Raw genomic sequence first — 21,784 nt, forward strand, 5'->3', positions numbered from 1 at the left:
ACCCGACATTGCCGGACGGGCTTCAGCTCCCCAGATGTTTCTCGCCGCGCTTTCTGGCCAGCGCAATCTGGCGCTGGCGTTGGCGGTAGCGCTCCCGGTCGTCTTCGCTACGGCTTTCGTGGCAATGCGGGCAGGAGACGCCTTCCTCGTAAAGCGGCGAGGTCATCTCCTCGGCGGTCAGCGGGTAGCGGCAGGCATGGCATAGATGATGCTCGCCCTGCTTCAGCCCATGCTTGATGGAAACGCGCTCGTCGAAGACGAAGCAGGCGCCATCCCACAGGCTTTCCTGCTCGGGCACCTCTTCAAGATATTTCAGGATGCCGCCCTTGAGGTGGTAGACCTCCTCGAAACCCTGCTGCTTCATATAGGCCGTGGCCTTTTCGCAGCGAATGCCGCCAGTGCAATACATGGCGATCTTCGGCTTGTTGTGCAGGCCGGGATTGTTCTTCACCCAATCGGGAAACTCCCGGAAGGTCTTGGTATTGGGGTCCACCGCACCGCGGAAAATGCCGATGGCCGTCTCGTAATCGTTGCGCGTGTCGATGACGATGGTTTCCGGGTCGGAGATCAGCGCGTTCCAGTCCTTCGGATCGACATAGGTGCCGACAATCTGGTTGGGGTCGATGTTTTCGACGCCCATGGTGACGATTTCCTTCTTCAGCCGCACCTTCATGCGCAGAAAGGGCATTTTGCGAGCCCGGCTTTCCTTGTGTTGCAGGGCGGCAAATTCCGGCTGGGCGCGCAGGAAGGCAAGAAGCGTGGCAATCGCTTCATCCGATCCGGCCACGGTGCCGTTGATGCCCTCATCAGCCAGAAGCAGCGTGCCCTTGATGCCGTTTTCCTGACAAAGCGCGTAAAGGGGCGCGCGGAAGCTTTCGAACCGTGCAAAGGCGGCGAAGTGATAGAGGGCGGCCACGCAAAATGCGCCACCTTCTTCATGGGCGGGAATTGTTTCCTGGGCGGAAAAGGAAAGATCGTCTGTCATGACTTGCGAGATAATCCTTCGGAGCCGGTGAATCAACGGATTTCGCGGCCAGTTCTGCGCTTTGCCTTTCGTCAAGCCGCAAGTGTTCAGGCGGTGGCCGCCCGCAGCCACAGGCTCCTGACGATGGAGGCTTCCGGCTCCGGACCGTCGCGGAACAGCGCTTCGGCTGCATCCAGCGCGGCTTTACGCAGCAATTGCTGTTGACGGATGATGAGGCCAAGAAGCCGGGAAAGCGTTTCGGTGTCCGGCACCAGCGCCGGTTCGCCATCCAGCGTTGCCGCCAGCACGGTCAGGTCGTGTTCATGGCCCAGCATATCGGCCAGCGCCTTGGCCTCCTTTCGCTTCGCGGCCATGGCGGTTGGCCAGAGCTGGCGCAGAAGCGAAAGCTGCATCCAGTAGGTCTGTGTTGCCTTGCGCAAATCGTGATAGCTCTCGGCCTGCGGGTGGTTGCGGCATTCCTCAAGTGCGGCTTCAGCGCGCCTGAGCGTCTTTTTCCAGCCCTTGTGCACAATTCTGGCGGTGCGCTGCGGGCTGCCCGGCAGATCGGCGGCGCAAAAGGCATCTATCGCCTCGCGGCAGGAATGCGCCGCCTTGCGGGCTTCTGCCGCCAGATCGCCGCACTCGGCTTCGATCCGGCCGCGCCGCTGCTCAAGCGCTCCGGCGGCCAGGGCGGTGGCGGACCGCTCATGCTCGTCATTGGCAAAGCCGGAGAGGTAAGCGGCCGTTTCCATCAGGGCGGTGGCATCGCGCACGGCAGACAGCGAACGGGCAACGCTTGCCAGCCTCGTATTTTCGCGCTTGCGCAGATCCGGCACGGCACTTGCGATCAGCCGGTAGAGCGCGCGCGCTCTTTTCATGCGCCGCCTTGCTTCGTGTATCGCGGAATGGATACCTTCCGGTGCCGTTTCCAGAAGATCGGCAGCCTGCGAAAGCTGATCGCCAAGCACGGTCTCGACGGCTTTGTGAAAGTGGATGTCCGGGCTCAGCCAGTAGGGCATTTCCGTTTTTCTCCGGACGTGCCTGACGTGGCCAGCCATTGGTTGGAATAATGCCTGTCACCCGTTACCTCCCGGCCGATCCATGGCGGCAGGGGCGGGTCGTCGCTGACGCAGTCCAGCTCGACCTCGGCAACGACGAGCCCGGCATGGTCGCCATCGAATACGTCCACTTCCCAGAGATAGCCGCCATATTCCACGTTGTAGCGGGTCTTTGCGATGACGATGCCTTGCGCCTTGTCGATGAGTTCCAGCCCATCGGCGATGGGCACGTCATATTCGAACTCGTCCCGGCTCAGGCCGACATGGCCGATCTTGATGGTCAGGGTCGCCGTCTTGCGATCCTTCACCCGGACCCTGAGGGAGCGGTCCTCGGCAGAGATGATGTAGCCCTGCAAAAATTCCGAGGCTTTGGAAACATGCTGCTTCCAGGCATCGTTGCGGACCAGAAACTTTCGCTCGATTTCCTTTGCCATGTCAGCGCTCCACGCCTTTTCGCCAGGCCTGCTCCACGGGAGCCTGCACAATGGGAGAATGTCGGGCTTTTGACAAGACAGACATTCCCCACCTGTGCGCATTTGTCCCGATTGCGACAGTGTGCCGGACGTGCGGCAAAAGTGGCTTTCCCTTTTCGAGAAGCTGATCTAGAACGGACGGCAGAATTTCAATCGTTTGAAGAGGAGGGGCCGCCATGGCTTCCAGAACCGAAAAGCTGCTTGCCACGCTCAAGCTTCAGCCTGTCGTGCCGGTGCTGATCGTGGACGATGCCAAGGATGCCGTGCCGCTCGCCAGGGCGCTGGTTGCCGGTGGGCTGAAGGCAATCGAGATCACCATGCGCACGCCTGCCGCCCTTGAGGCGGTCAAGCGCGTGGCGGGTGAAGTGGAGGGGGCTGTTGCCGGGGCGGGCACCATTCTCAACCCCGCGCATTTCGAGGCAGCGGTTGCCGCCGGATCGCAGTTCATCGTCAGCCCCGGCACCACGCCCTCCTTGCTCAAGGCTGCGGCTGAATCGGATATTCCGCTTTTGCCGGGCGCTGCAACCGCCAGCGAGGTGATGACGCTGCGCGAGGCGGGCTATGAGGTGCTGAAATTCTTTCCCGCCGAGCAGGCGGGCGGGGCGGCCTACTTGAAATCGCTGTCTTCGCCTTTGGCCGGTACGTTGTTTTGCCCCACGGGCGGCATTTCACTGAAGAATGCCCGCGATTATCTTTCGCTGCCGAATGTGGTGTGCGTGGGTGGTTCCTGGGTTGCGCCAAAAGAGATGGTGGCCGCAGGCGACTGGGCGGGAATTACCCGTCTTGCATCGGAAGCCTTTGCGCTGAAGGGCTGATTTCACGCCTTTTTTACCGCCGATCCTTGGGTTTTGCGATTTTGCTTCCTACCTTCCGGTCATGATGTTTGACCGGGAGAAAAACATGTTCGACGCCAGAAAGCTGCTTGACCAGTTCCTCGCAGGCCAGATGCAGGGCTCGGGCGCAAGCCTTCGCCAGAAAGGGGAAGGGGCGTTGAAAATGGCCCGCAACAATCCCTGGAAGACCGGTGCCTTGCTTTCCGTGCTGCTCGGCAGCAAGACGGGCCGGTCGGTTGCCACCGGCGCGCTGAAGGCGGGCGGGTTGGCGCTGATTGCCGGCCTTGGCTACAGCGCTTACCGCAATTACAAATCCGGCAAGGCGCCGGAGGATATTCCCGCCCTGCCGGAATTGCCCGCCGTGCCGGATAGCTCGCCCTTCAGCCCCGCTGTCGCGCTTGGCAATGATTTTGCCCTGACGCTGGTGAAGGCGATGATCGCGGCCGCCAAGGCCGATGGCCATATCGATGACGAGGAGCGGGTGCGGATCCTTGAAAAAATCCATGCGGTCGATCTTGGCGACGAGGCGGAGGCCTTTCTGGCCGAGGAGCTTGCCAATCCGACCAACATGGACGCGCTCGTGGCGGCGGCGAGAAGCGAAGAGCAGAAGGTGGAGCTTTATACCGCCTCCCGCCTGACGATCGATCCGGACACGCGCGCCGAACGCGGCTATCTCGATCTTCTTGCCGGGCGGCTTGGTCTGCCTGAAGATCTGCTTGCCCATATCGAGGCCACGGTGCGGCAGGCCAAATCTTCTCACTTGGAGCAAAGCCCTTCCTCTTTTGCCGGAAACGGGTCATAGCTGGGCAAAGCTGCACTGGCATGAGGGGGCGCCGATGAAGGATCTTCGAAGCTACAAGGGGGCCGATGTCGTGCCGGTCCATCTCGAGGGCAGGCTTGTCAGCATCGATCCGCTGCGGGGCGAGTCCGACATGGTCGCGCTTTGGGAGGCTTTTGGCGGTCTGGAGATCAACCCGGCGTTGCAATATTTCAGCCAGCCCTATTTTTCCGGTTTCGAGGATTTCGTCCGCTGGCTGAATTCCGTGGCGAAGAGCGGCTGGGTCACGCATCTGTTCCGGGAAAAAGCCACCGGCGAGGTCGTCGGAATGGCAAGCTTCATGCGCACCGATGCGGCAAACGGGGTGACGGAAGTTGGCGGTGTGGCGCATGGCCCGCTCATGAAGCGCTCGCCGCTTGCCACTGAAGCCCATTATCTGATGGCGCGCCATGTATTCGACGATTTGAACTATCGCCGATATGAGTGGAAATGCGACAATCGCAACGAGCCGAGCAAGCAGGCCGCCAGACGCTACGGCTTTACCTTCGAAGGTATTTTCCGCCAGCACATGATCAGCAAGGGCGAAAACCGGGATACGGCCTGGTTTTCCATGATCGATGCAGAATGGCCATTGCTGAAGGCGGGTTTCGAGGCCTGGCTTTCGCCGGGGAATTTCGACGCGCAAGGCAATCAGAAACGGCGGCTCGAAGATATTCGCGCCGCGCTTTTGCCGGAGGCGGACCGCTGATGAAGAAGGAAGATCGCCGCTCTGCCATTGCCGCAGCCACGATCCTGCTGGCTTTTGGCCTCTCGGTTTTTCTGATGCCGAAGCTGGTGCTCTGGATCGGCAATTATTCTCCCACGCTTGCCGCTCTTGCGGGGGCGGCGGTGCTGCTGTCTTTCTTCGCGGTGCTTTGGGTGCGGGCGCGGTATCAGCGCGTCGGACCGAAAAGTGGGGACCGGTTTTCGGGCAAATCCGATGCGGGGAATTAAGCGTCGGACCGAAAAGTGGGAACCGGTTTTCGGATAAATCCGACGCGGAAAGGTGATTTTCACAGTTGCATCAGGCGCCGGTATAGCCGCCTTGCAGGGAGGCGGCGAGCAGAAGGCTGCCGAGCAGGATGATGAACAGCGCGCCGCCGATTTCGATCGTGCTGCCGATGGCGCGGGACAGTCTCGACCCTGGCCCGCTGAGGCGAAGCGCCAGATCTTTTGCGCCGACAGCCAGCATGGCCAGCAGGGAGACGGTGATGGCGGTGCCAAGCGCCATGGCAAGCACAGACAGGACGCCGCCGAGATAAAGGCCGTTCAGCAGCGAAAAACTCATGACCAGCAGCGCGCCGGAGCATGGGCGCAGGCCGACGGCCAGAATGGCGGACCAGGCCTCGCGCAGGCTGAAGGTTTCGGATTTCAGCAAGGTGGGATCAGGAAGATGGCTGCGGCCGCAATCGGCGCAGATGTCGCCGGGGCGCAGGGCGCGGTGATCGTGATCGAGTTCCTCGGCCCGGAAGCTGAGGCCGGTTGCCGGGCGGGGAACGAGGCTTGGGGCAGGATCGCCAAACAGCGTGGCCGTGACGCCGGATGCCTCTGAACGGCTGTGGGTGCGAAGGCGCCAATCTGTGAAAATATCGCGCAGTTTTCGCATGAGAAGCCAGACACCAAAGGCAATGACAAGGGCGAAGCTGGCAATTTCCAGAGCGTTGGTGGCTGCGGTCATGGTGATGCCGGTGCCGCGAAGCATGAGATAGGTGGCGCCGACGACGGCGATGGCGACAGCGCCTTGCAAAAGCGATGACACCAGTGCGATGACGATGCCGCGCTTCAGTTCCAGCTCGTTGGCGACCATGTAGGAGGAAATCACCGCCTTGCCATGTCCGGGACCGGCGGCATGGAAGACACCATAGGCAAAGGAAAGCCCGACCAGCGTCCAGAGCGCCTGCCAGTTGTCGCGCATGGCGATCAGCGATTGCGTCAGCGATCGGTAAAAGGCCTGCTGATGCGTATTGATCCACAGCATGACGCCCCCGAACGGCCCCGTCATGTCGAAAGAGGGTTCAGAGCTGCCTATGCCCAGCGGCGAGGCAGCATGGGCCATGAGCGGCGCAAGCAGCAGCAAGACAAGGGCCGGAACAGTCAGCTGGCGAAATATGCGTTGCATCAAGCCATGGCCTTCCTTCAAGCGGCGCGCCTTCTCCTGAATGCTCACCTCTAAAGCACGTTGCGGCTTATCAGCCTCAGGCAACGTGCTTTAAGTTCTTTTTTAACTATCTGTTTTTACGCATTTTCAGACGGAAAACCGGCTTCCACTTTTCCTGAAAATGCTCTAGCAGGCCAGTTCCAGCCGCACGGCGAACAGTTTACCGTAATCGGTGCCGCTGGGATCGCTGAAAAACGCCTCTGTCAGCATGTTCTGGTTCTGCTTCAGGACTTCGTCGGGATTGGGGCGGACCACGGTGCGTTTGCAATCCTTCCAGCCGGTGCCGCTTTGCACGAGATCGCTGTCGCTCTTGAAGTCGATGGAGGTATAAAGTGTCGGATCGTGAACGCCAAAGCTCAGATTGCCCGTGAGGGGAATGGGCTTTTCCGGCTTGACGATGAAAAACACCAGAAGGCGGTTTTCCTTGAAATCGGCATTAAACACCTCCGGCTTCTTCACCTTTACCGTGGCGCCGGAGGCGGTAATGAAGGTGAAATAGCCATAATCGCCGAGCGAAGAGCGAATGGTGTTGGCAATATCCTGCAATTCGCTGTGATCGAGCTTCAGGTCGCCGTTCTTGTCGAAGTCCATGAGGACGCTGGAAGAAAAAACCTCATCGAAACGCCAGACATTGCGCAGCTCCGTAACGGCATGGTCGGCACCTGCCACAACCTCCAGTCTTGCCTCGGCAAAGACATGCGGGTGGGCAGAGGCCGACGGCGGAGAGAGAAGCGAGATAAGGACTGCGGCACCGGCAATAGCAGGCAGAAAACTCTTCATGACATGCGCCTTATGAGGAAGTTGGTGTTTTCTGGGCTTTGATTCGGACGGAAATACGGCCCGTCAGGCTCCGCCGCGCCGAAACCAGCCGTGCAGGAAGTCCACGAAGGCCCGCACCTTGGCAGGCAGATAACGCCGGTGCGGATAAATGGCATAAATGCCGCGATCGGTGGGGAAGTGTGCTTCCAGCACCGAAATCAGCAGTCCCTCTTCCAGATGCCTGCGGGCAATGAAATCAGGCAGCATGGCAACGCCAAGACCTTTCAATGCCGCACGCAGCGTTGCCTGCGGGCTGTTGACCTCGATGGGGCCGCTGACGGTCACTGTCACGGGCTGGCTGTCGGCACCGATCATGCGCAGCGTGGTGTGGCTGCGGCTGTTGGTGTCGATGATCACGGGCACGCGGGCGAGATCCAGCGGTTGGGAAAGTGCGCCATGCTTTTCGAGAAATGCGGGGCTGGCGCAGGCGAAAATGCGAAAATCGGCCAGCTTGCGGGCGATCAGTCCCGAATCATCGAGCTTCGTGACCCGGATGGCCAGATCGAAATTTTCCTCGATGAGATCGACAAACCGGTCTTCGGCGACGATTTCCAGTGTCAGGTCGGGATGTTCGGCGGCAAAATCGATCAGCGACTGCCCGACATCGGCATCGATGAAGCTGCGTGGCACCGAAACGCGCAGGCGACCGCGTATGTCGGCATTGTTCTCGCGCACCAGATCGGCAAGGTTGTCGATCTCCTTCAGAATATCGGCGGCGCTGCGAAAATAAGTGTGCCCGGCTTCTGTCAGGGAAAACTGGCGGGTGGTCCGGTTGAGCAGGAGTGCGCCCAGCTCATCCTCCAGCTCCCTGACATATTTGGATAAAAGCGCTTTTGAACGGCCGGTGCGGCGGCTGGCCGCGGAAAAGCCCTCTGCTTCGACGACATCGATGAAGGCGCGGATGCGGGTCAGCGTATCCATGGTGTTCTCCGGTTGGTGCAAGACTGGTGCCCAATTGTTCCGCAAGGTTCAACCGCTCCTGCCCAAAAAAATGATGGGGAGCGCAAAAACCGCTTGATTATGACGGCAGCTTTTCTTATTTCCTCCCTTGCCCAAAGTCGCACGTGCCTGTGGGTGTCCGCCGACCCTCGATGTGGTGAGGAAATCGGTAAGGTACCTGGAACTAACCCCTCCAGTCGTATTTCCGGCCAACCGGACATGCGAGGACATCTTGAAGCAACGACGGTGCGGGCCTTTCTGGTCTCTGCCGGCTTTCCATCAGCCGGGGTCACTGAAGAGGCACACCATCATTGCCGGAAGTGCGGTCGGGTTTTCCCCTCCAATCCATGGCAGACAAAGCGGACCCATGCCGGCGTTCATGCGTTGGCCTGGGTCCACCGTTTTGCGGTTCAGATGATCGCGCATACCAGTGTTTCCACCTGCTGGTCTTGCCGGGCGCTGTGCCGACCTTTGTCCTTTCGGAATCCGTGGCGGATTCCGGAACCTTTGGCTTATGGAAGGGATTCACCGATGACCACCGCCCGCATCCTCGACTTCATCAATACCCGTCGTCCGGAAGGTCCGTGCCTCGTCGTGGATCTCGACGTGGTTCGCGGCAATTTCCAGGCTTTCCGCCACGCCCTGCCGGATAGCGCCATCTACTATGCCGTCAAGGCCAATCCCGCGCCGGAAATCCTGTCGCTGCTCGCCTCGCTGGGCTCGAGCTTCGATTGCGCCTCGGTGGCGGAAGTGCAGATGGCGCTCGATGCCGGTGCTACGGCCGAGCGTATCTCCTTCGGCAACACCATCAAGAAGGAGCGCGACATTGCCCGCGCGCACGCGCTCGGCGTCGATCTTTTCGCTGTGGACAGCCACGAGGAAGTGGAAAAGATTGCCCGTGCCGCCCCCGGTGCGCGCGTATTCTGCCGCGTCCTGACCGATGGCGAAGGTGCCGAATGGCCGCTGAGCCGCAAGTTCGGCTGCGTGCCGCAAATGGCTGTTGACGTTCTGGTCTATGCCCACCAGATGGGTCTGGAATCCTACGGCGTTTCCTTCCATGTCGGTTCGCAGATGACCAAGGTCGATGCCTGGGACAGCGCGCTGGCGGATGCCAAGCGGGTGTTCGCCCAGCTTGCCAAGCAGGGCATCCATCTGCAAATGGTCAATATGGGCGGCGGTTTTCCGACGCGCTACCTGCGCGACATTCCGACGGCCGAGGCCTATGGCCAGGCGATTTCCGCATCCTTGAAGAAGCATTTCGGCAACAATATTCCGCGCACCATCATCGAGCCCGGCCGCGGCATGGTGGGCAATGCCGGTGTCATCAAGGCCGAGGTCGTGCTGATCTCCAAGAAGTCGGACAATGACGCGCATCGCTGGGTGTTCCTCGACATCGGCAAGTTCGGCGGTCTGGCCGAAACCATGGACGAGGCCATTCGTTATCCGATCCGCACGCCGCGTGACGGTGACGAGATGGAGCCTTGCGTGCTGGCTGGCCCGACCTGCGACAGCGCCGATGTTCTTTATGAAAAGAACATGTACCCGCTGCCGCTGTCGCTCAGCATCGGCGATGAGGTGCTGATCGAAGGCACGGGCGCCTATACCACCACCTATTCGGCGGTGGCGTTCAACGGCTTCGAGCCGCTGAAGTCCTACGTCATCTGACGATCCTGCCGTGCCGCCTTTGCGGCGCGGCCTTTTCCCAAGGCGCGGGTTTTGGAGCGGGCGGTAGCGCCTGCCGGTCTGCGCTTGTTCGTCACCTTCTTTCCGGATGGGAGGCCGCCATGGCCGCTGTTCTCGATCATATCCATGTTCTGCCCGAATCCAAACGGCTGGCTGCGCTGCCTGGCCGCGCCTTTCAGGCCGTGCGTGCGCTGTTTTCTCAGCCCTCCTTTACGCTGGAGGGTGAAAGACCGGCGGATGTGGTGGCGCGTGAGGCGCTTCTGGATCGGGCCATGGGGCCGGACCGGCGCAAGAAATCGTCCGAGCAGATCCGTCGCGGACGTTTGCCCGCCGAGGGGCTGGCGCTTGTGGCGCGCAATCGCAAGGGGCAACTGGTTGGAACGGTGCGGCTGTGGAATGTCGAGGCTGGCGTGGATGCCTTGGGCCAGCCGATTCCGGCACTGCTTCTCGGTCCGCTTGCCGTGGATGCAAGCGAGGAGGGCAAGGGCATCGGTTCGGCGCTGATGCGCAGCGCAATCGAGCAGGCTGCAAAGCGCGGCCACGGCGCCATTCTTCTGGTGGGCGATGCCGCCTATTACAACCGCTTCGGCTTTTATGCCGACAAGACCGCGCATCTCCTGATGCCCGGACCCTTTCAGCGCGAGCGCTTTCTGGCGCTGGAACTCAAGCCCCGCTGGCTGGAAGAGGCCGCCGGGCTTGTGGTTGGTTGTGGCCGCAAGCTTGCCCGTCCGGGGGTGTTGCGCCTGGTAAGAGACTGATGGAAAGGGCTTCGGCCCTTTCTTTTTGTGGTAAAACGGCAACATGCCGCTGGATTGATGTCTGATTGATTTAGCTGCGAATGATGTGTTGATCCTGATCAACAGCGCTCTTTGCAGCCCATGCTTTTCTCCTTGCGAAAAGGCGGCGGGGCGACCGCGGCGGAATTGCAAGGAGAGATGACATGTCGAAAATGCGGATGATGGGCCTTCTGGCCGGTGTGGCTGTGATGGTTGGAGCCGGCAGCATGGCGATGGCGGCGGATCTGACCCAGCCGGTTGCGCCCGCGCCGGAAGCGGAATCCTCGCTGACGCCCTATAGCCCGTGGCAGGTGCGCGCCCGTGCCCTTGGCGTGATCCCGATGGATTCTGGCTCGGTCAACGGCATTGCCGGTTCGGATCTTTCCTTCAACAACAGCATCACGCCGGAAGTGGATTTCAGCTATTTCTTCACCAAGAATATCGCTGCTGAACTCATTCTCGGCACAACCTCGGCCAATGTGAACGGTTCGGGTTCCATCGCCGGTCTTGGCAAGCTCGGCAAGGTCTGGATCCTGCCGCCCACCGTTACGTTGCAATATCACTTTACCGATTTCGGTGCCTTCCAGCCCTATGTCGGCGCTGGCGTGAACTACACGATGTTCTACGACCAGAAGGCAACCGGTTCGGCCACCAAGCTCGACGTCAACAACACCTTTGGCGCAGCCCTTCAGGTTGGCTTCGATTACATGCTCAACGAGCATTGGGGCCTGAACGTTGACGTGAAGAAATATTATCTGCGCCCCGACTTCGAAGCCACCGTTGGCGGCACCAAGGTCAAGGGCACGGCCAAGCTCGATCCCTGGCTGGTCGGCGCTGGCGTGACCTATCGCTTCTGATGACGTCAGGGCGGTTGCGTATGTTGCGGAGCCGCTCGGACATTTCGTTTTGCGAATTCCCGGACGGAAACGCGGTACGCCTTTCCTGGAAAATGCTCCAAAAGCAAAGCCTGCGGGATGCCGCAGGCTTTGTCGTTTCGGGGCAGTGCGTGAGCGTGTCAGCCGCTGATGTCAACCACGCCGCAATCGCCAGCCGCAGAGGCGAAGGCCAGCAGCTTGCCGTCGGCGCTCCAGCCCATGCCGGTGATGGCGCCCTTGCCGGGACGGCGCAGCAGGGCTTCCTTGCCGTCGGCCATGCGCACGGCGATAATCATGCCGTCAATAAAGCCTATGGCCAGCACGTCTTCTGCCGGATGGAAGGAAACCTGCGTGACGAGAATGTTGGCGCGGGTGCCAAGTTCCTGCGGCGCCTTGCCCATCGGGCCGTCTTTGGAAGCGAAGGGCCAGACGATGGCGGCTGGCGCACCCGAAGAGGCCAGCCACTTGCCCTTGGCCGACCAGGAGAAGGATTTGACCTTGGAGGGATAGCCGGTCATGCGCATGTGGCGGGTTTCGCCTGTCCCATCCAGCTTCCAGCCATGCAGGGCATTTTCCTGCATGGTGGTGACGAGAAAGCGGCCATCCGGGGAAAAGCTGACACCGGTATGGGCGCCCTTCCATTCCAGGTCCACGGGCTTTCCTTCGGCTGCGGCAAAACGCAGCGTCACGCCGTTATAGCGGGCGATGGCCAGCCGCAGCCCCTTGGGCGCGAAGGCAAGGCCTTCGACGGTACGCTCCTCGGCATATTCATGGGTCCTGCCATCGGCCATGCGCACGAAGGCTTGCTTGCCCACGCCATAGGCGATGGCGCCTTGCGGGCCGGGTGCGACGACCGAAATCCACTTGCGCGGCATGGAGGCCAGTTCCGTCACGCTGCCGTCATGGGCAATGCGCAGCACCTTGCCGTCTTCGCCGCCGGTCAGCAGGGTCTGGTTGTTGTCGTCCTTGACGGCGGTCAACAGGCCCTGATGTGCCTGTGTTACCTTTTCGCCGCCATCCAGCCGGTGGATAGAGCCGGCGGACGTGGCAAAAACCGGGATATTGCCAAGAAAGGCCGCGCCGAGCACGTGGCCTTCCAGATCGAGCGGAGCAACCGTCGGCATCAGGCTTTTGCCTCGCAGGCCTTGAAGCTGGTTTCCAGCTTTTCGCGGTCAAGATCACGACCGATGAAGACAAGGCGCGTTTCACGCTTTTCGCTGTCCTTCCACGGACGCTGGTGATCACCCTCGATAATCATGTGGACACCCTGCACGACATAGCGCTCGGGATCGTTCTTGAAGGCGATGATACCCTTGAGGCGCAGAATGTTCGGCCCCTGGCTCTGCGTGACCTTCTGAATCCACGGGAAGAACCGCTCCGGATTCATCTCGGCCCCCCGCAGCGAAATCGACGTGACCGTCACATCGTGAATGGGTGAGGGCGCATGGTGGTGGTGATCGCCGTGACCATGGCCATGATCGTGCCCGTGCTCATGACCGTGGTCGTGATGGCCGTGGTCGTGATGGTGGTGCCCGTGGTCATGATGGTGATGGTCGTGATTGCAATCCGGGCCGCAGACGTGATCGTGCTCGTCGTGATCGAGGAAATGCGGATCGTTTTCCAGGGCACGCTCAAGGTTGAAGGCGCCCTGATCCAGCACCTTGGCAAGATCCACGCCCGAACGGGTGGTGGAATAGATGCGGGCCGAGGGGTTGATGGCGCGCACGATGTCTTCGATGCGGTGCAGTTCCTCGTGGGTGACGAGATCGGTCTTGTTGATGACGACGACATCGGCAAAGGCGATCTGGTCTTCGGCCTCGCGGCTGTCCTTCAGGCGAAGCGGCAGGTGCTTTGCATCCACCAGCGCCACCACAGCATCGAGTTCGGTCTTGGCGCGCACGTCGTCGTCCATGAAGAAGGTCTGCGCCACCGGTACGGGATCGGCAAGGCCAGTGGTTTCCACGATGATGCCGTCGAAACGGTCGGGACGGCGCATCAGGCCTTCCACCACGCGGATCAGGTCGCCGCGCACCGTGCAGCAGACGCAGCCATTGTTCATTTCATAGATTTCTTCGTCCGACTCGACGATCAGGTCGTTGTCGATGCCGATCTCGCCGAATTCATTGACGATGACGGCATATTTCCTGCCGTGGTTTTCCGAGAGTATCCGATTGAGAAGCGTGGTCTTGCCAGCGCCGAGATAGCCGGTAAGCACGGTGACGGGGGTGGGTTTTACGGCGGCTTCGCTCATGGGAACCTCGATGGTTGAAGGCCGGACGGAATGGGCGGCCTGTAATGTTGTTACCCATATAGGCTGCCGCGCGTCCTGTTTCAAAGCTTTTTCAGGGGTCGGGCATTTCGAAAATGTGAAGATCGAAGCGATGCACATCCTCGAGCAGGGCGGCAAGGCCCTCGGTTGCGTGGGTCAATAGCTTTTCTCCGAGTGCTGCGGAGGCGGCAGCGGCATTTCCGGCAACGCCCTGCCTGTTGAGATCGCGCATCATCCAGCCGAAGGCATGGGGACCGTAGGCCCGCAAGTGCGTGAAATCGCGGGCAAAATCCCGTTGGCGGGAGGAAAAGTCGCGCGCCTTGTCCATGCGCACCAGATCGGGGCGCAAGGCCAGCATCACGGATGTTTCGATCAACCCGCCGTGAATGTCGATCGCCTTGTCGTCGGGTGAAATCACACCCTCAGGCACCCCGAAACGGGTCCAGCTCGTGGCAACGGCCAGCATGGAAAGGCGGACGCGGGCCTCTGTTGCCACGATGGTCATCAGGGGCGAATTGCCGCCATGGGCATTCAGCATCACCAGCTTTGAAATGCCCAGCGCCTTGAGCTGACGGGCCATGTCCAGCCAGCGGGCAATGGCCGCTTCGGCGCTCAGTGTTCTGGTGCCGGCAACATCCATGTGTTCGATGGAATAGCCGGTTTTCTCGACCGGCAGAAAGGTCACGGGCAAACCTTCAGGCAAGCTCGCCTTCAGCCGGTTCACCACGCCTTCGGCAATGATGCTGTCTGTCTCGAAAGGCAGATGAGGTCCATGCTGCTCATGGGCGCCAAGCGGCAGCACGGCAATCCAGTCCCGCCGCGTGGCGGCGGGCAGGCTCAAGGGGTTTTCGGCGAAATCTCGGTGTGGTGCAGGCATCTGGTCGCAGGCTGTTTTTTTGGCTATTCATCCGCTGTAGCGCAGCGGAGGCGATATGTCCAAGAAGGCGAAGTCAGACAAAAAGAAAAAGGCCGAAAGGCTCAAGCAGGCGAAGGCGCTCGCATCGGGCTCTTCCCCTGTTGCTTCGTCTCTTGCGGGCACGCTCGTGCAGGCCGCCCGCAGCCTGCGCACCGTGCAAAGCAGGCTGCTTGCCGAATGCGGGCTCTATGCCGGGCAGGAGGGCGTTATCATGCTGCTTTCGGCCGAGGATGGATTGACCCCCGGTCAGCTTGCGCAGAAGCTTGGCGTCAAGGCGCCCACCATGACCCGCACCATAGGCCGCATGGAGGTGCAAGGCTTTGTCGAGCGCCGCGCCAGCCAGGAGGATGCGCGATTGACGAAAGTATTCCTGACCGAGGCGGGCCGGGCCACGCTTCTGGCCATCGAAGCCGCCAATGCCGGGCTTGAGCGGCAGGCCACGCGGGGGCTGAGCGGCAAGGAAATCAAAGGCCTTTTCAAGCTTCTGGAGGTTCTGGAAGTCAACCTGCAAGCAACCGCAGGCGCGCAAGACGAAGAAAAGGACGATTTGTAAGCCTCGCCTTGCCACGGCGCGAAATTCATTTTAAACTCTTTTAAATTCCGGGGAGGAATTTAAAACGGGGGCGAGGAATGCGCTGCCTGCCGTTTCTAGGGGGGAATATGGCGCAGAAGATCAAACTGTCCACCATTGCCGAAAGTCTCGGCCTGTCCACCGCGACCATTTCTCTCGCCTTGCGTGACAGCCCGCTGGTGGCAGCCGATACCCGTGAGAAGATCAAGGAACAGGCGCGTCTTCTGGGGTATATCTACAACCGTCGCGCCGCAAGTCTGCGCACCTCGCGCTCCGGCATTATCGGGGTTGTCGTTCACGACATCATGAACCCGTTTTACGGCGAAATTCTGAAAGCCATCGAGAGCGAGCTCGATCGCAGCCGGCAGACTTTCATTCTCTCCAACCATTACGACTCGGTGGAAAAGCAGCGCAGCTTCCTTGAAACCCTGCTGCAACTGGGTGGAGACGGCGTGATCATGTCGCCTGCCATCGGCTCGCCGCCGGAAGACATCATGCTGGCCGAAGACAACGGGATGCCCGCCATTCTCGTGGCCCGCTCCATGGACGGGCTGGCGCTGCCGACCTATCGCGGCGATGACAGCTACGGGATTTCGCTGGCCACCAACCACCTGATCGGGCTTGGCCATCGCAGTATCGCGATGATCGGCGGTACCGACCAGACTTCGACAGGGCGCGATCGTTACCAGGGTTATGTGAATGCGCTTCGCAAGGCCGGTATCGACGTCGATCCGGAATTGCGTATTCCCGGCCCGCGCACCAAGCAGGGCGGCTTCGAGGCTGCGGTGAATTTTCTGTCGCTGCCGCAAAAGCCAACGGCTGCCGTGTGCTGGAACGATCTGGTGGCTATCGGCCTGATGAACGGCATTTCCCGCGCAGGTCTCGTGCCGGGGCGCGACATCTCCGTTACCGGTTACGACGATCTGGAAGAGGCCTCCATTGCTACGCCCTCCCTGACGACGGTGTGGAACGGACAAGCCGAGGTTGGAAGACTTGCGGCGCGCGCACTTCTGGATAGACTGTCCGGCAGCCACGAGCCGGATGGCATCCATCTGATCAAACCTGAAATGCGCATTCGCCAATCGACCGGCCCGATCAGAAAGCGCGATTGACTGTTTTCAAAGGAAATTTCATGACGCTGGAAAAACCGCTGGTTCTCGTGCCCGGCAAGATCCACCCGCGTGTCGTCGAGCGCCTCAAGGCCGTTCACGAGGTTTTGCAAATCCCGGCGGAAGATGTCGCTGCGCTGGACGCAGCCACCCGCGGTCGCATCCGCACAATGGCCTTTGCCTATGCCAGCGCCAAGTCCGGTGAATTGATCGGTCAATTGCCGGCGCTGGAGCTGATTGCCAATTTCGGCGTTGGTTACGATGGTGTCGATGTGAAGGCGGCTGCCGCGCGCGGCATCATCGTCACCAACACGCCGGATGTGCTGGATGACGAGGTTGCCGATACCACGATTGCCTTGCTGCTGAATACGGCGCGGCAATTCTATCAGGCCGAAAGCTGGCTGCGGGCTGGCCGCTGGGAAAATGAAGGCCCCTTTGCCAATTCGCCCTTGTCGCTCAGGGGCCGCCATGTCGGCCTTTATGGACTTGGCCGGATTGGCCGCGAAATCGCCAGCCGCCTCGAGCCGTTCAAGGTCAAGATCAGCTATCATACCCGCACGCCACGTCAGGACGTGACCTATGGTTACGCCGCCAGCCTGCTGGAACTGGCAGAACAGGTCGATACGCTGATCTCGATCGTGCCGAAAACGGCGCAAACGCATAAGGCCATCAATGCGCCGGTTCTGAAGGCATTGGGCGCGCGCGGCATTTTCATCAGCGTGGGCCGTGGCTGGAGTGTGGACGAGGATGACCTGATCGCCGCGCTGAAGGACGGCACCATTGCCGGCGCGGGGCTCGATGTTTTCTACAACGAACCCAAGGTTCCGCCGGCCCTTCTGGATATGCCGAACGTATCCCTGTTGCCGCATGTCGCCTCGGCTTCGGTGGATACGCGCAATGCCATGGCCGATCTGGTGGTGGATAATATCCTGAACTGGCTGGACCATCGCAAGGTGTTGACGCCCGTGCCGGAAACGCCGGTCAAGGCGTGAACGCCTCAAACCGTCAGCGTCTGGCGGCTGCGTAATCGCGGAGCGCTTTTCCATAGGCTTCGAACAGGGCGCGGGACGGTGCATCCGTCTCGGCCCAATATTCCGGATGCCACTGCACGCCGATGGCAAAGCCCTTCGCGTCAATGACCGAAACGGCCTCGATGGTGCCGTCATCGGCCAATGCCTCTACCTGCAAGCGCGGGGCAATGTCGGAAATAGCCTGCCTGTGCAGCGAATTGACCTGAATGGTGCCCGCGCTGCCCAGAAAACGGGCCATGCAGGAACCCTCCCTGATGTTGACGGTCTGGCGGATTGCGAAGGCTTCGTCCCAGTCGGTGGTTTCGGGCATCCGGTGGTCCCACATGCCCGGCTGTTCCTGGATTTCGGATGCCAGCGTGCCGCCCAGCGCCACATTCAGTTCCTGAATGCCGCGGCAAATGGCCAGAAGCGGAATGCCTCTTTCGATGGCGCGGCGAATGAGCGGCAGGGACACACCGTCGCGGCCCGGATCGAAAGGACCGTCCTTTTCACCAGCCGGGCGGCCGTAAAGTTCGGGATACACATTGGATACCGATCCCGAGATCAAGACGCCGTCCACGCGCTCCAGCACCGCATCCACGTCGGCCTCGGCGCCGAGGGCCGGCACCAGAAGCGGCATGGCGCGGGCGACTTTCAGCGCCGCGTCGATATATTGCCCCTTCACGGCGTGCCAGACAGTGCCCTCCGCAATGCGCGTATCGGCAGGAATGGCAATGATGGGCAGCGGCATGACAGGCTCCGGCAAAGGGTTGAATTTGCTATTTTCTTGCGCCATTGCGTGGCCAAGTCAACCGGCAAGCATCACTCTTGCCGGAGGAAGCAGGAAAAGACGGGCAGGCTTGCCTTCCTTGCTCTGTCTGTTGCCGGTTCTGCTTGAAAGCGCTGGTGCAACATGGTTTGCTGACCACGTTGCGCCCGCAGGCAGGTCTCGCAGGAAGCTGGAATGCGACGGGATTTTCGACAGAATGGCAGCGGCCCTGCCACGCAGACCGCTTCAAAAGGGAGGCTTGGATGGATCGTCGCCAATTTTTCAGGAAAGCGGCAAGTGCAGGTCTGGGCGCCACGGCCGCTACGGCGCTGGCGGCACCGGCGCTTGCACAGCAGGCACCGAAGATCACATGGCGCATGACGTCTTCCTTTCCGAAAGCGCTGGACACCATTTTCGGCGGCGCGGAAGATATTGCCAGCCGCGTTGCCGCCGCCACCGATGGAAACTTCGTCATTCAGCCCTTCGCCGCTGGTGAAATCGTGCCCGGCCTTGAGGCCGCCGATGCGGTGGGCGCGGGCACGGTGGAAATGTGCCATACCTGCTCCTACTATTATGCAGCAAAGGATCCGACGTTTGCCATAGGTACGGCCATTCCTTTCGGCCTCAATGCGCGGCTGACCAATGCCTGGTTCTATCAGGGCGACGGCAACACGCTTCTCAATGCGTTTTATGCCAGGCATAATCTCTACGGCATGATCGCGGGCAATACCGGCGCGCAGATGGGCGGCTGGTTCCGCAAGGAAATCAATACGGTAGATGACCTCAAGGGCGTGAAAATGCGCATTGCGGGTCTGGCGGGCAAGGTCCTGGAAAAACTGGGCGCCCTGCCGCAGCAGATTGCGGGCGGCGACATCTACCCGGCGCTGGAACAGGGCAAGATCGACGCGGCCGAATGGATCGGCCCTTATGACGATCACAAGCTTGGCTTCTACAAGGTGGCGAAATATTATTATTATCCGGCCTTCTGGGAGGGGGGAGCGTCCATCCACGCCTTCGTCAATCTCGCCAGATGGAACGAGCTGCCCAAGGCCTATCAGGCGGTTCTTCAGGACGCCTGCGCCTTTGCCAATACCAATATGATGGCAAAATACGACCTGAAAAACCCGGTGGCGATCAAGCAGATCGTTTCGGAAGGAACGGTGCTGAAGCCCTTCAGCCAGGATATTCTCGATGCCTGCTTCAAGGCGGCGACCGATGTGTTTACGGGCATTTGCGCTTCCAATGCCGATTTCAAGAAGATTTACGAGGATCAGATGGCGTTCCGCAAGGAGGCCTATCTGTGGATGCAGCTTTCGGAATACACTTACGACACCTTCATGATGATCCAGCAGCGCGGCGGGAAATTATGATCTGACCTGCGGTTTTTCGCTGAGCGTGGCGGCCGCCTGTCTTTTGTTCCGTATGAGGGAGCCGAGCCGCAGGCAGTTGACTATTGCAATCCTGACGTCATTATCAGGACAGTTATGGGTGATTGCTTGAGGGAGACGAGCATGAGTGAGGAGCATCACGGTCCGGTCGAAACGGGAGCAAGAATGGATTATGCCGCCCATGAAAAGACCTATGAGAATTTTATAGCATTTTCCAAATACGGCTCCGTGCTGTTGTCTGCCCTGGTCATCGCCATGGCGGCGGGCTTCTTTACGGCCGGTGGATTTCTGGGTGGGATTCTCACCTTCGTCATTCTGTCGATTGCCGGTATTTTCCTGTTTCGCTGACGGGCACGCAGTGCCTGATTACGCAAATCGGGGAGTAAGCCGGCATGGTCACTCAACCGGGCTCGCATTCTGCGACGCCCTTTCATGACATGTCGGGAGTTTCATGCCGCGCGAAATCCGTCTTGCCGAAATCATGGGTCTGATTGGTCAGGAAGTGGGCGTCTCTCGCTGGATCACCGTCGATCAGTCGATGATAGACACCTTTGCAACCGCCACGGACGATCATCAGTTCATCCACACCGATCCTGAGCGGGCAGCACGGGAAACGCCCTATGGCGGCACCATTGCGCACGGATTTCTAACGCTTTCGCTGCTTTCCACCATGAATTTCGATGCCGTGCCCGCCATCCGCGAAAGCACGATGGGCATGAATTATGGTTTCGACAGCGTCAGGTTCATGTCGCCGGTGCGTTGTGGCAAGCGGGTGCGCGGGCATTTTTTGCTGGCCGATGCCCGTTTTCGCGGCGGCGCAATGGTCACAACGACCTTCGACGTCTCCGTGGAGATCGAGGACGAAAAGAAACCGGCCCTGACGGCGAGATGGATCACCATCACCCAGTTCGACCCAAAGGACCGGCCCGAAGATGCGGGGTAAGGGAAGAGGGCACGCGCCGAAGGCTTTTTAAAACAAAATTGAGGCGCGCCATTGCAAAATTTCAAATTGCGCTTATATTGACCTCATCGACCATTGCTTGTGACGTCAGTCCAGAGCTTCTGCTCCCATCGGATTTCCTCTCAAATAATCGATCTATTCCTGCAAGGTATCGCAGGACACACAACGATTGCTACGAAAGGAAATCGTTATGAATACGGGTACAGTCAAGTGGTTCAACGCCACCAAGGGTTTTGGTTTCATTCAGCCGGATAACGGCGGCGCGGACGTGTTCGTGCATATTTCTGCTGTAGAGCGCGCAGGCCTTCGCTCGCTGTCGGATGGTCAGAAGATCAGCTTCGACATCGTGCAGGACCGCCGGTCCGGCAAAAGCTCCGCCGACAATCTTCAGGCGGCTTGAATTTGACACCCGGTTCGGCTGACCACGGATGTACTGGCAGCCAACTGAGTGACGGTGAGAGGTCGGGTTTGCGCCCGGCCTTTTGTTTTTCTATGGGCTTGCATGGCAGGCCAATGGCATTGAGGACGTAAACCTGCCGTCGAAACCCGGTTTGCGGTACAGGCTTTAAGGCGTCCTTTGTGGGTTTGATAAAACGCCCGGCGCTGTAGAGCAGCAACAGCATTTTCGGATCGGGGAACTATTTTCGGGTTCGTGAATTGCCAAAAAGAGGCTCGGCTCCGGGTTTGCCGTCCGTCTCCTTCCGGTGATCGGATAGCGTGACGGCTGCAAGCGACGTCGAATTTAACGCTTGAAATTCTGTCATTCGTCGTGCCGGCGAGCGCAGCAAAGCGCTGCTCATTCAACCGTAACGAAGCGGCAAAGCCGCGTCAGGAGTTATTTTGCAGGTTATCGTCAGGGACAATAATGTCGAACAGGCCCTTCGTGTTCTAAAGAAGAAAATGCAGCGTGAAGGCCTTTTCCGCGAAATGCGGGCCAGAAGCGCTTATGAAAAGCCTTCGGAGAAGCGCGTTCGCGAGCAGGCCGAGGCCGTGCGCCGCCACCGCAAGCTTGCCCGAAAGAAGTTGCAGCGTGAAGGTTTGTTGCCAGCCCCGAAAAAGGCCGCGCGCACACGCTAGGTCTTGTGGACTCTTGGGATTCCCAAGGCTGAGCAAATCAGATTCAAGACTGTCTTTTGGAGGCAGTCATGGGCGTATTGGACCGGTTGATCCTTCGGGACGAGCAGTGGGCGCGGATATCGACGCACATCATTGGTGACGAACGGACACGGGGGTCGTCGGGCCGCGACAACCGGATGTTCGTGGAAGCCGTGCTTTGGATCGTGCGCACGGGCTCGCCCTGGCGTGACTTGCCAGAGGTCTTCGGCGAGTGGAATAGCGTCTTCCGGCGCTTCAGCCGCTGGAGCAAAAAGGGCGTCTGGTGGCGTATGTTCGCTGC

Annotated in this window: 26 protein-coding genes; 16 read left to right on the forward strand and 10 right to left on the reverse strand. The window is 60.0% G+C overall.

What is annotated here, in order from left to right:
• Positions 1–22: 22 nt before the first annotated feature.
• The 3 genes from trhO to T424_RS0111465 all read right to left on the reverse strand — a co-directional run bounded on the left by trhO (position 23) and on the right by T424_RS0111465 (position 2,456).
• Entirely contained in the window at positions 23–985 is a 963-nt protein-coding gene (gene trhO, locus T424_RS0111455; protein ID WP_027487855.1) for an oxygen-dependent tRNA uridine(34) hydroxylase TrhO, read from the reverse strand.
• 86 nt (positions 986–1,071) lie between these two features.
• The gene (locus tag T424_RS0111460) at positions 1,072–1,983 is read right to left on the reverse strand and encodes a CHAD domain-containing protein (protein ID WP_027487856.1); all 912 of its coding nucleotides are present in this window, start codon (positions 1,981–1,983) and stop codon (positions 1,072–1,074) included.
• On the reverse strand, positions 1,968–2,456 hold the full coding sequence (locus tag T424_RS0111465; RefSeq protein ID WP_027487857.1) for a CYTH domain-containing protein: 489 nt from the start codon (positions 2,454–2,456) through the stop codon (positions 1,968–1,970). The genes T424_RS0111460 and T424_RS0111465 overlap by 16 nt, the downstream gene beginning before the upstream one ends.
• A gap of 215 nt (positions 2,457–2,671) precedes the next feature.
• Between T424_RS0111465 and T424_RS0111470 the strand changes: the two genes are divergently transcribed.
• From T424_RS0111470 to T424_RS20835, 4 genes are all read left to right on the forward strand, one after another.
• The gene (locus tag T424_RS0111470) at positions 2,672–3,310 is read left to right on the forward strand and encodes a 2-dehydro-3-deoxy-phosphogluconate aldolase (protein ID WP_027487858.1); all 639 of its coding nucleotides are present in this window, start codon (positions 2,672–2,674) and stop codon (positions 3,308–3,310) included.
• An 85-nt stretch (positions 3,311–3,395) separates the two neighbouring features.
• Entirely contained in the window at positions 3,396–4,130 is a 735-nt protein-coding gene (locus T424_RS0111475; protein WP_027487859.1) for a tellurite resistance TerB family protein, read from the forward strand.
• 34 nt (positions 4,131–4,164) lie between these two features.
• A complete protein-coding gene (locus T424_RS0111480; RefSeq protein ID WP_027487860.1) occupies positions 4,165–4,854 on the forward strand; it encodes a GNAT family N-acetyltransferase in 690 nt (229 codons plus the stop codon).
• Positions 4,854–5,099 carry a hypothetical protein gene (locus T424_RS20835; RefSeq protein ID WP_051558943.1) on the forward strand — a complete coding sequence of 82 codons (246 nt, stop codon included), beginning with the start codon at positions 4,854–4,856 and terminating at the stop codon, positions 5,097–5,099. Before T424_RS0111480 ends, T424_RS20835 begins: the two co-directional genes overlap by 1 nt.
• A gap of 70 nt (positions 5,100–5,169) precedes the next feature.
• On the opposite strand, the gene T424_RS0111490 is transcribed toward T424_RS20835, so the two are convergent.
• The 3 genes from T424_RS0111490 to T424_RS0111500 all read right to left on the reverse strand — a co-directional run bounded on the left by T424_RS0111490 (position 5,170) and on the right by T424_RS0111500 (position 8,043).
• Positions 5,170–6,264 (reverse strand): nickel/cobalt transporter, encoded by a 1,095-nt coding sequence (locus T424_RS0111490; RefSeq protein WP_027487861.1) that lies wholly within the window; start codon positions 6,262–6,264, stop codon positions 5,170–5,172.
• Positions 6,265–6,429: 165 nt separating this feature from the next.
• Positions 6,430–7,083 (reverse strand): DUF1007 family protein, encoded by a 654-nt coding sequence (locus T424_RS0111495; protein WP_027487862.1) that lies wholly within the window; start codon positions 7,081–7,083, stop codon positions 6,430–6,432.
• A 63-nt stretch (positions 7,084–7,146) separates the two neighbouring features.
• Positions 7,147–8,043 (reverse strand): LysR family transcriptional regulator, encoded by an 897-nt coding sequence (locus tag T424_RS0111500; RefSeq protein ID WP_027487863.1) that lies wholly within the window; start codon positions 8,041–8,043, stop codon positions 7,147–7,149.
• A gap of 549 nt (positions 8,044–8,592) precedes the next feature.
• On the opposite strand from T424_RS0111500, the gene odc2 reads away from it, so the two are divergent.
• The 3 genes from odc2 to T424_RS0111520 all read left to right on the forward strand — a co-directional run bounded on the left by odc2 (position 8,593) and on the right by T424_RS0111520 (position 11,377).
• Positions 8,593–9,726, forward strand: a complete 1,134-nt coding sequence (odc2, locus tag T424_RS0111510; protein WP_027487864.1) for an ornithine/lysine decarboxylase — start codon at positions 8,593–8,595, stop codon at positions 9,724–9,726.
• Between the two features lie 119 nt (positions 9,727–9,845).
• Entirely contained in the window at positions 9,846–10,502 is a 657-nt protein-coding gene (locus T424_RS0111515) for a GNAT family N-acetyltransferase (RefSeq protein WP_084268481.1), read from the forward strand.
• Between the two features lie 182 nt (positions 10,503–10,684).
• Complete coding sequence (locus T424_RS0111520; protein ID WP_027487866.1) at positions 10,685–11,377, forward strand: OmpW/AlkL family protein; 693 nt, start codon at positions 10,685–10,687, stop codon at positions 11,375–11,377.
• Between the two features lie 158 nt (positions 11,378–11,535).
• On the opposite strand, the gene T424_RS0111525 is transcribed toward T424_RS0111520, so the two are convergent.
• The 3 genes from T424_RS0111525 to T424_RS0111535 form a co-directional block, all read right to left on the reverse strand.
• Entirely contained in the window at positions 11,536–12,519 is a 984-nt protein-coding gene (locus T424_RS0111525; protein ID WP_027487867.1) for a WD40 repeat domain-containing protein, read from the reverse strand.
• Complete coding sequence (locus T424_RS0111530) at positions 12,519–13,646, reverse strand: CobW family GTP-binding protein (protein ID WP_027487868.1); 1,128 nt, start codon at positions 13,644–13,646, stop codon at positions 12,519–12,521. Before T424_RS0111530 ends, T424_RS0111525 begins: the two co-directional genes overlap by 1 nt.
• Before the next feature lie 91 nt (positions 13,647–13,737).
• On the reverse strand, positions 13,738–14,541 hold the full coding sequence (locus tag T424_RS0111535) for a creatininase family protein (protein WP_027487869.1): 804 nt from the start codon (positions 14,539–14,541) through the stop codon (positions 13,738–13,740).
• 55 nt (positions 14,542–14,596) lie between these two features.
• Between T424_RS0111535 and T424_RS0111540 the strand changes: the two genes are divergently transcribed.
• The 3 genes from T424_RS0111540 (at position 14,597) to T424_RS0111550 (ending at position 17,252) form a co-directional block, all read left to right on the forward strand.
• Entirely contained in the window at positions 14,597–15,133 is a 537-nt protein-coding gene (locus tag T424_RS0111540) for a MarR family winged helix-turn-helix transcriptional regulator (RefSeq protein WP_027487870.1), read from the forward strand.
• 107 nt (positions 15,134–15,240) lie between these two features.
• Positions 15,241–16,263, forward strand: a complete 1,023-nt coding sequence (locus T424_RS0111545) for a LacI family DNA-binding transcriptional regulator (RefSeq protein ID WP_027487871.1) — start codon at positions 15,241–15,243, stop codon at positions 16,261–16,263.
• A gap of 20 nt (positions 16,264–16,283) precedes the next feature.
• Complete coding sequence (locus T424_RS0111550) at positions 16,284–17,252, forward strand: 2-hydroxyacid dehydrogenase (protein ID WP_027487872.1); 969 nt, start codon at positions 16,284–16,286, stop codon at positions 17,250–17,252.
• A gap of 13 nt (positions 17,253–17,265) precedes the next feature.
• Here T424_RS0111550 and T424_RS0111555 read toward each other — a convergent pair whose 3' ends face one another.
• Positions 17,266–18,021: a gamma-glutamyl-gamma-aminobutyrate hydrolase family protein gene (locus T424_RS0111555; protein ID WP_027487873.1), complete on the reverse strand. Its 756-nt coding sequence runs from the start codon at positions 18,019–18,021 to the stop codon at positions 17,266–17,268.
• A gap of 281 nt (positions 18,022–18,302) precedes the next feature.
• Between T424_RS0111555 and T424_RS0111560 the strand changes: the two genes are divergently transcribed.
• The 6 genes from T424_RS0111560 to T424_RS0111585 all read left to right on the forward strand — a co-directional run.
• Positions 18,303–19,409 (forward strand): TRAP transporter substrate-binding protein, encoded by a 1,107-nt coding sequence (locus T424_RS0111560; protein ID WP_027487874.1) that lies wholly within the window; start codon positions 18,303–18,305, stop codon positions 19,407–19,409.
• A gap of 141 nt (positions 19,410–19,550) precedes the next feature.
• Positions 19,551–19,775, forward strand: a complete 225-nt coding sequence (locus T424_RS0111565) for an aa3-type cytochrome c oxidase subunit IV (RefSeq protein WP_027487875.1) — start codon at positions 19,551–19,553, stop codon at positions 19,773–19,775.
• A gap of 103 nt (positions 19,776–19,878) precedes the next feature.
• Positions 19,879–20,370 carry a MaoC family dehydratase gene (locus tag T424_RS0111570; protein WP_027487876.1) on the forward strand — a complete coding sequence of 164 codons (492 nt, stop codon included), beginning with the start codon at positions 19,879–19,881 and terminating at the stop codon, positions 20,368–20,370.
• Positions 20,371–20,578: 208 nt separating this feature from the next.
• Entirely contained in the window at positions 20,579–20,788 is a 210-nt protein-coding gene (locus tag T424_RS0111575) for a cold-shock protein (protein WP_027487877.1), read from the forward strand.
• A gap of 440 nt (positions 20,789–21,228) precedes the next feature.
• Positions 21,229–21,465: a 30S ribosomal protein S21 gene (gene rpsU, locus T424_RS0111580; protein WP_027487878.1), complete on the forward strand. Its 237-nt coding sequence runs from the start codon at positions 21,229–21,231 to the stop codon at positions 21,463–21,465.
• Between the two features lie 68 nt (positions 21,466–21,533).
• Positions 21,534–21,784 (forward strand): IS5 family transposase (locus T424_RS0111585; protein ID WP_037067467.1); only part of this gene is annotated, 251 nt, incomplete at its 3' end.

Source organism: Allorhizobium undicola ORS 992 = ATCC 700741, assembly GCF_000621665.1.
GTDB lineage: Bacteria > Pseudomonadota > Alphaproteobacteria > Rhizobiales > Rhizobiaceae > Allorhizobium > Allorhizobium undicola.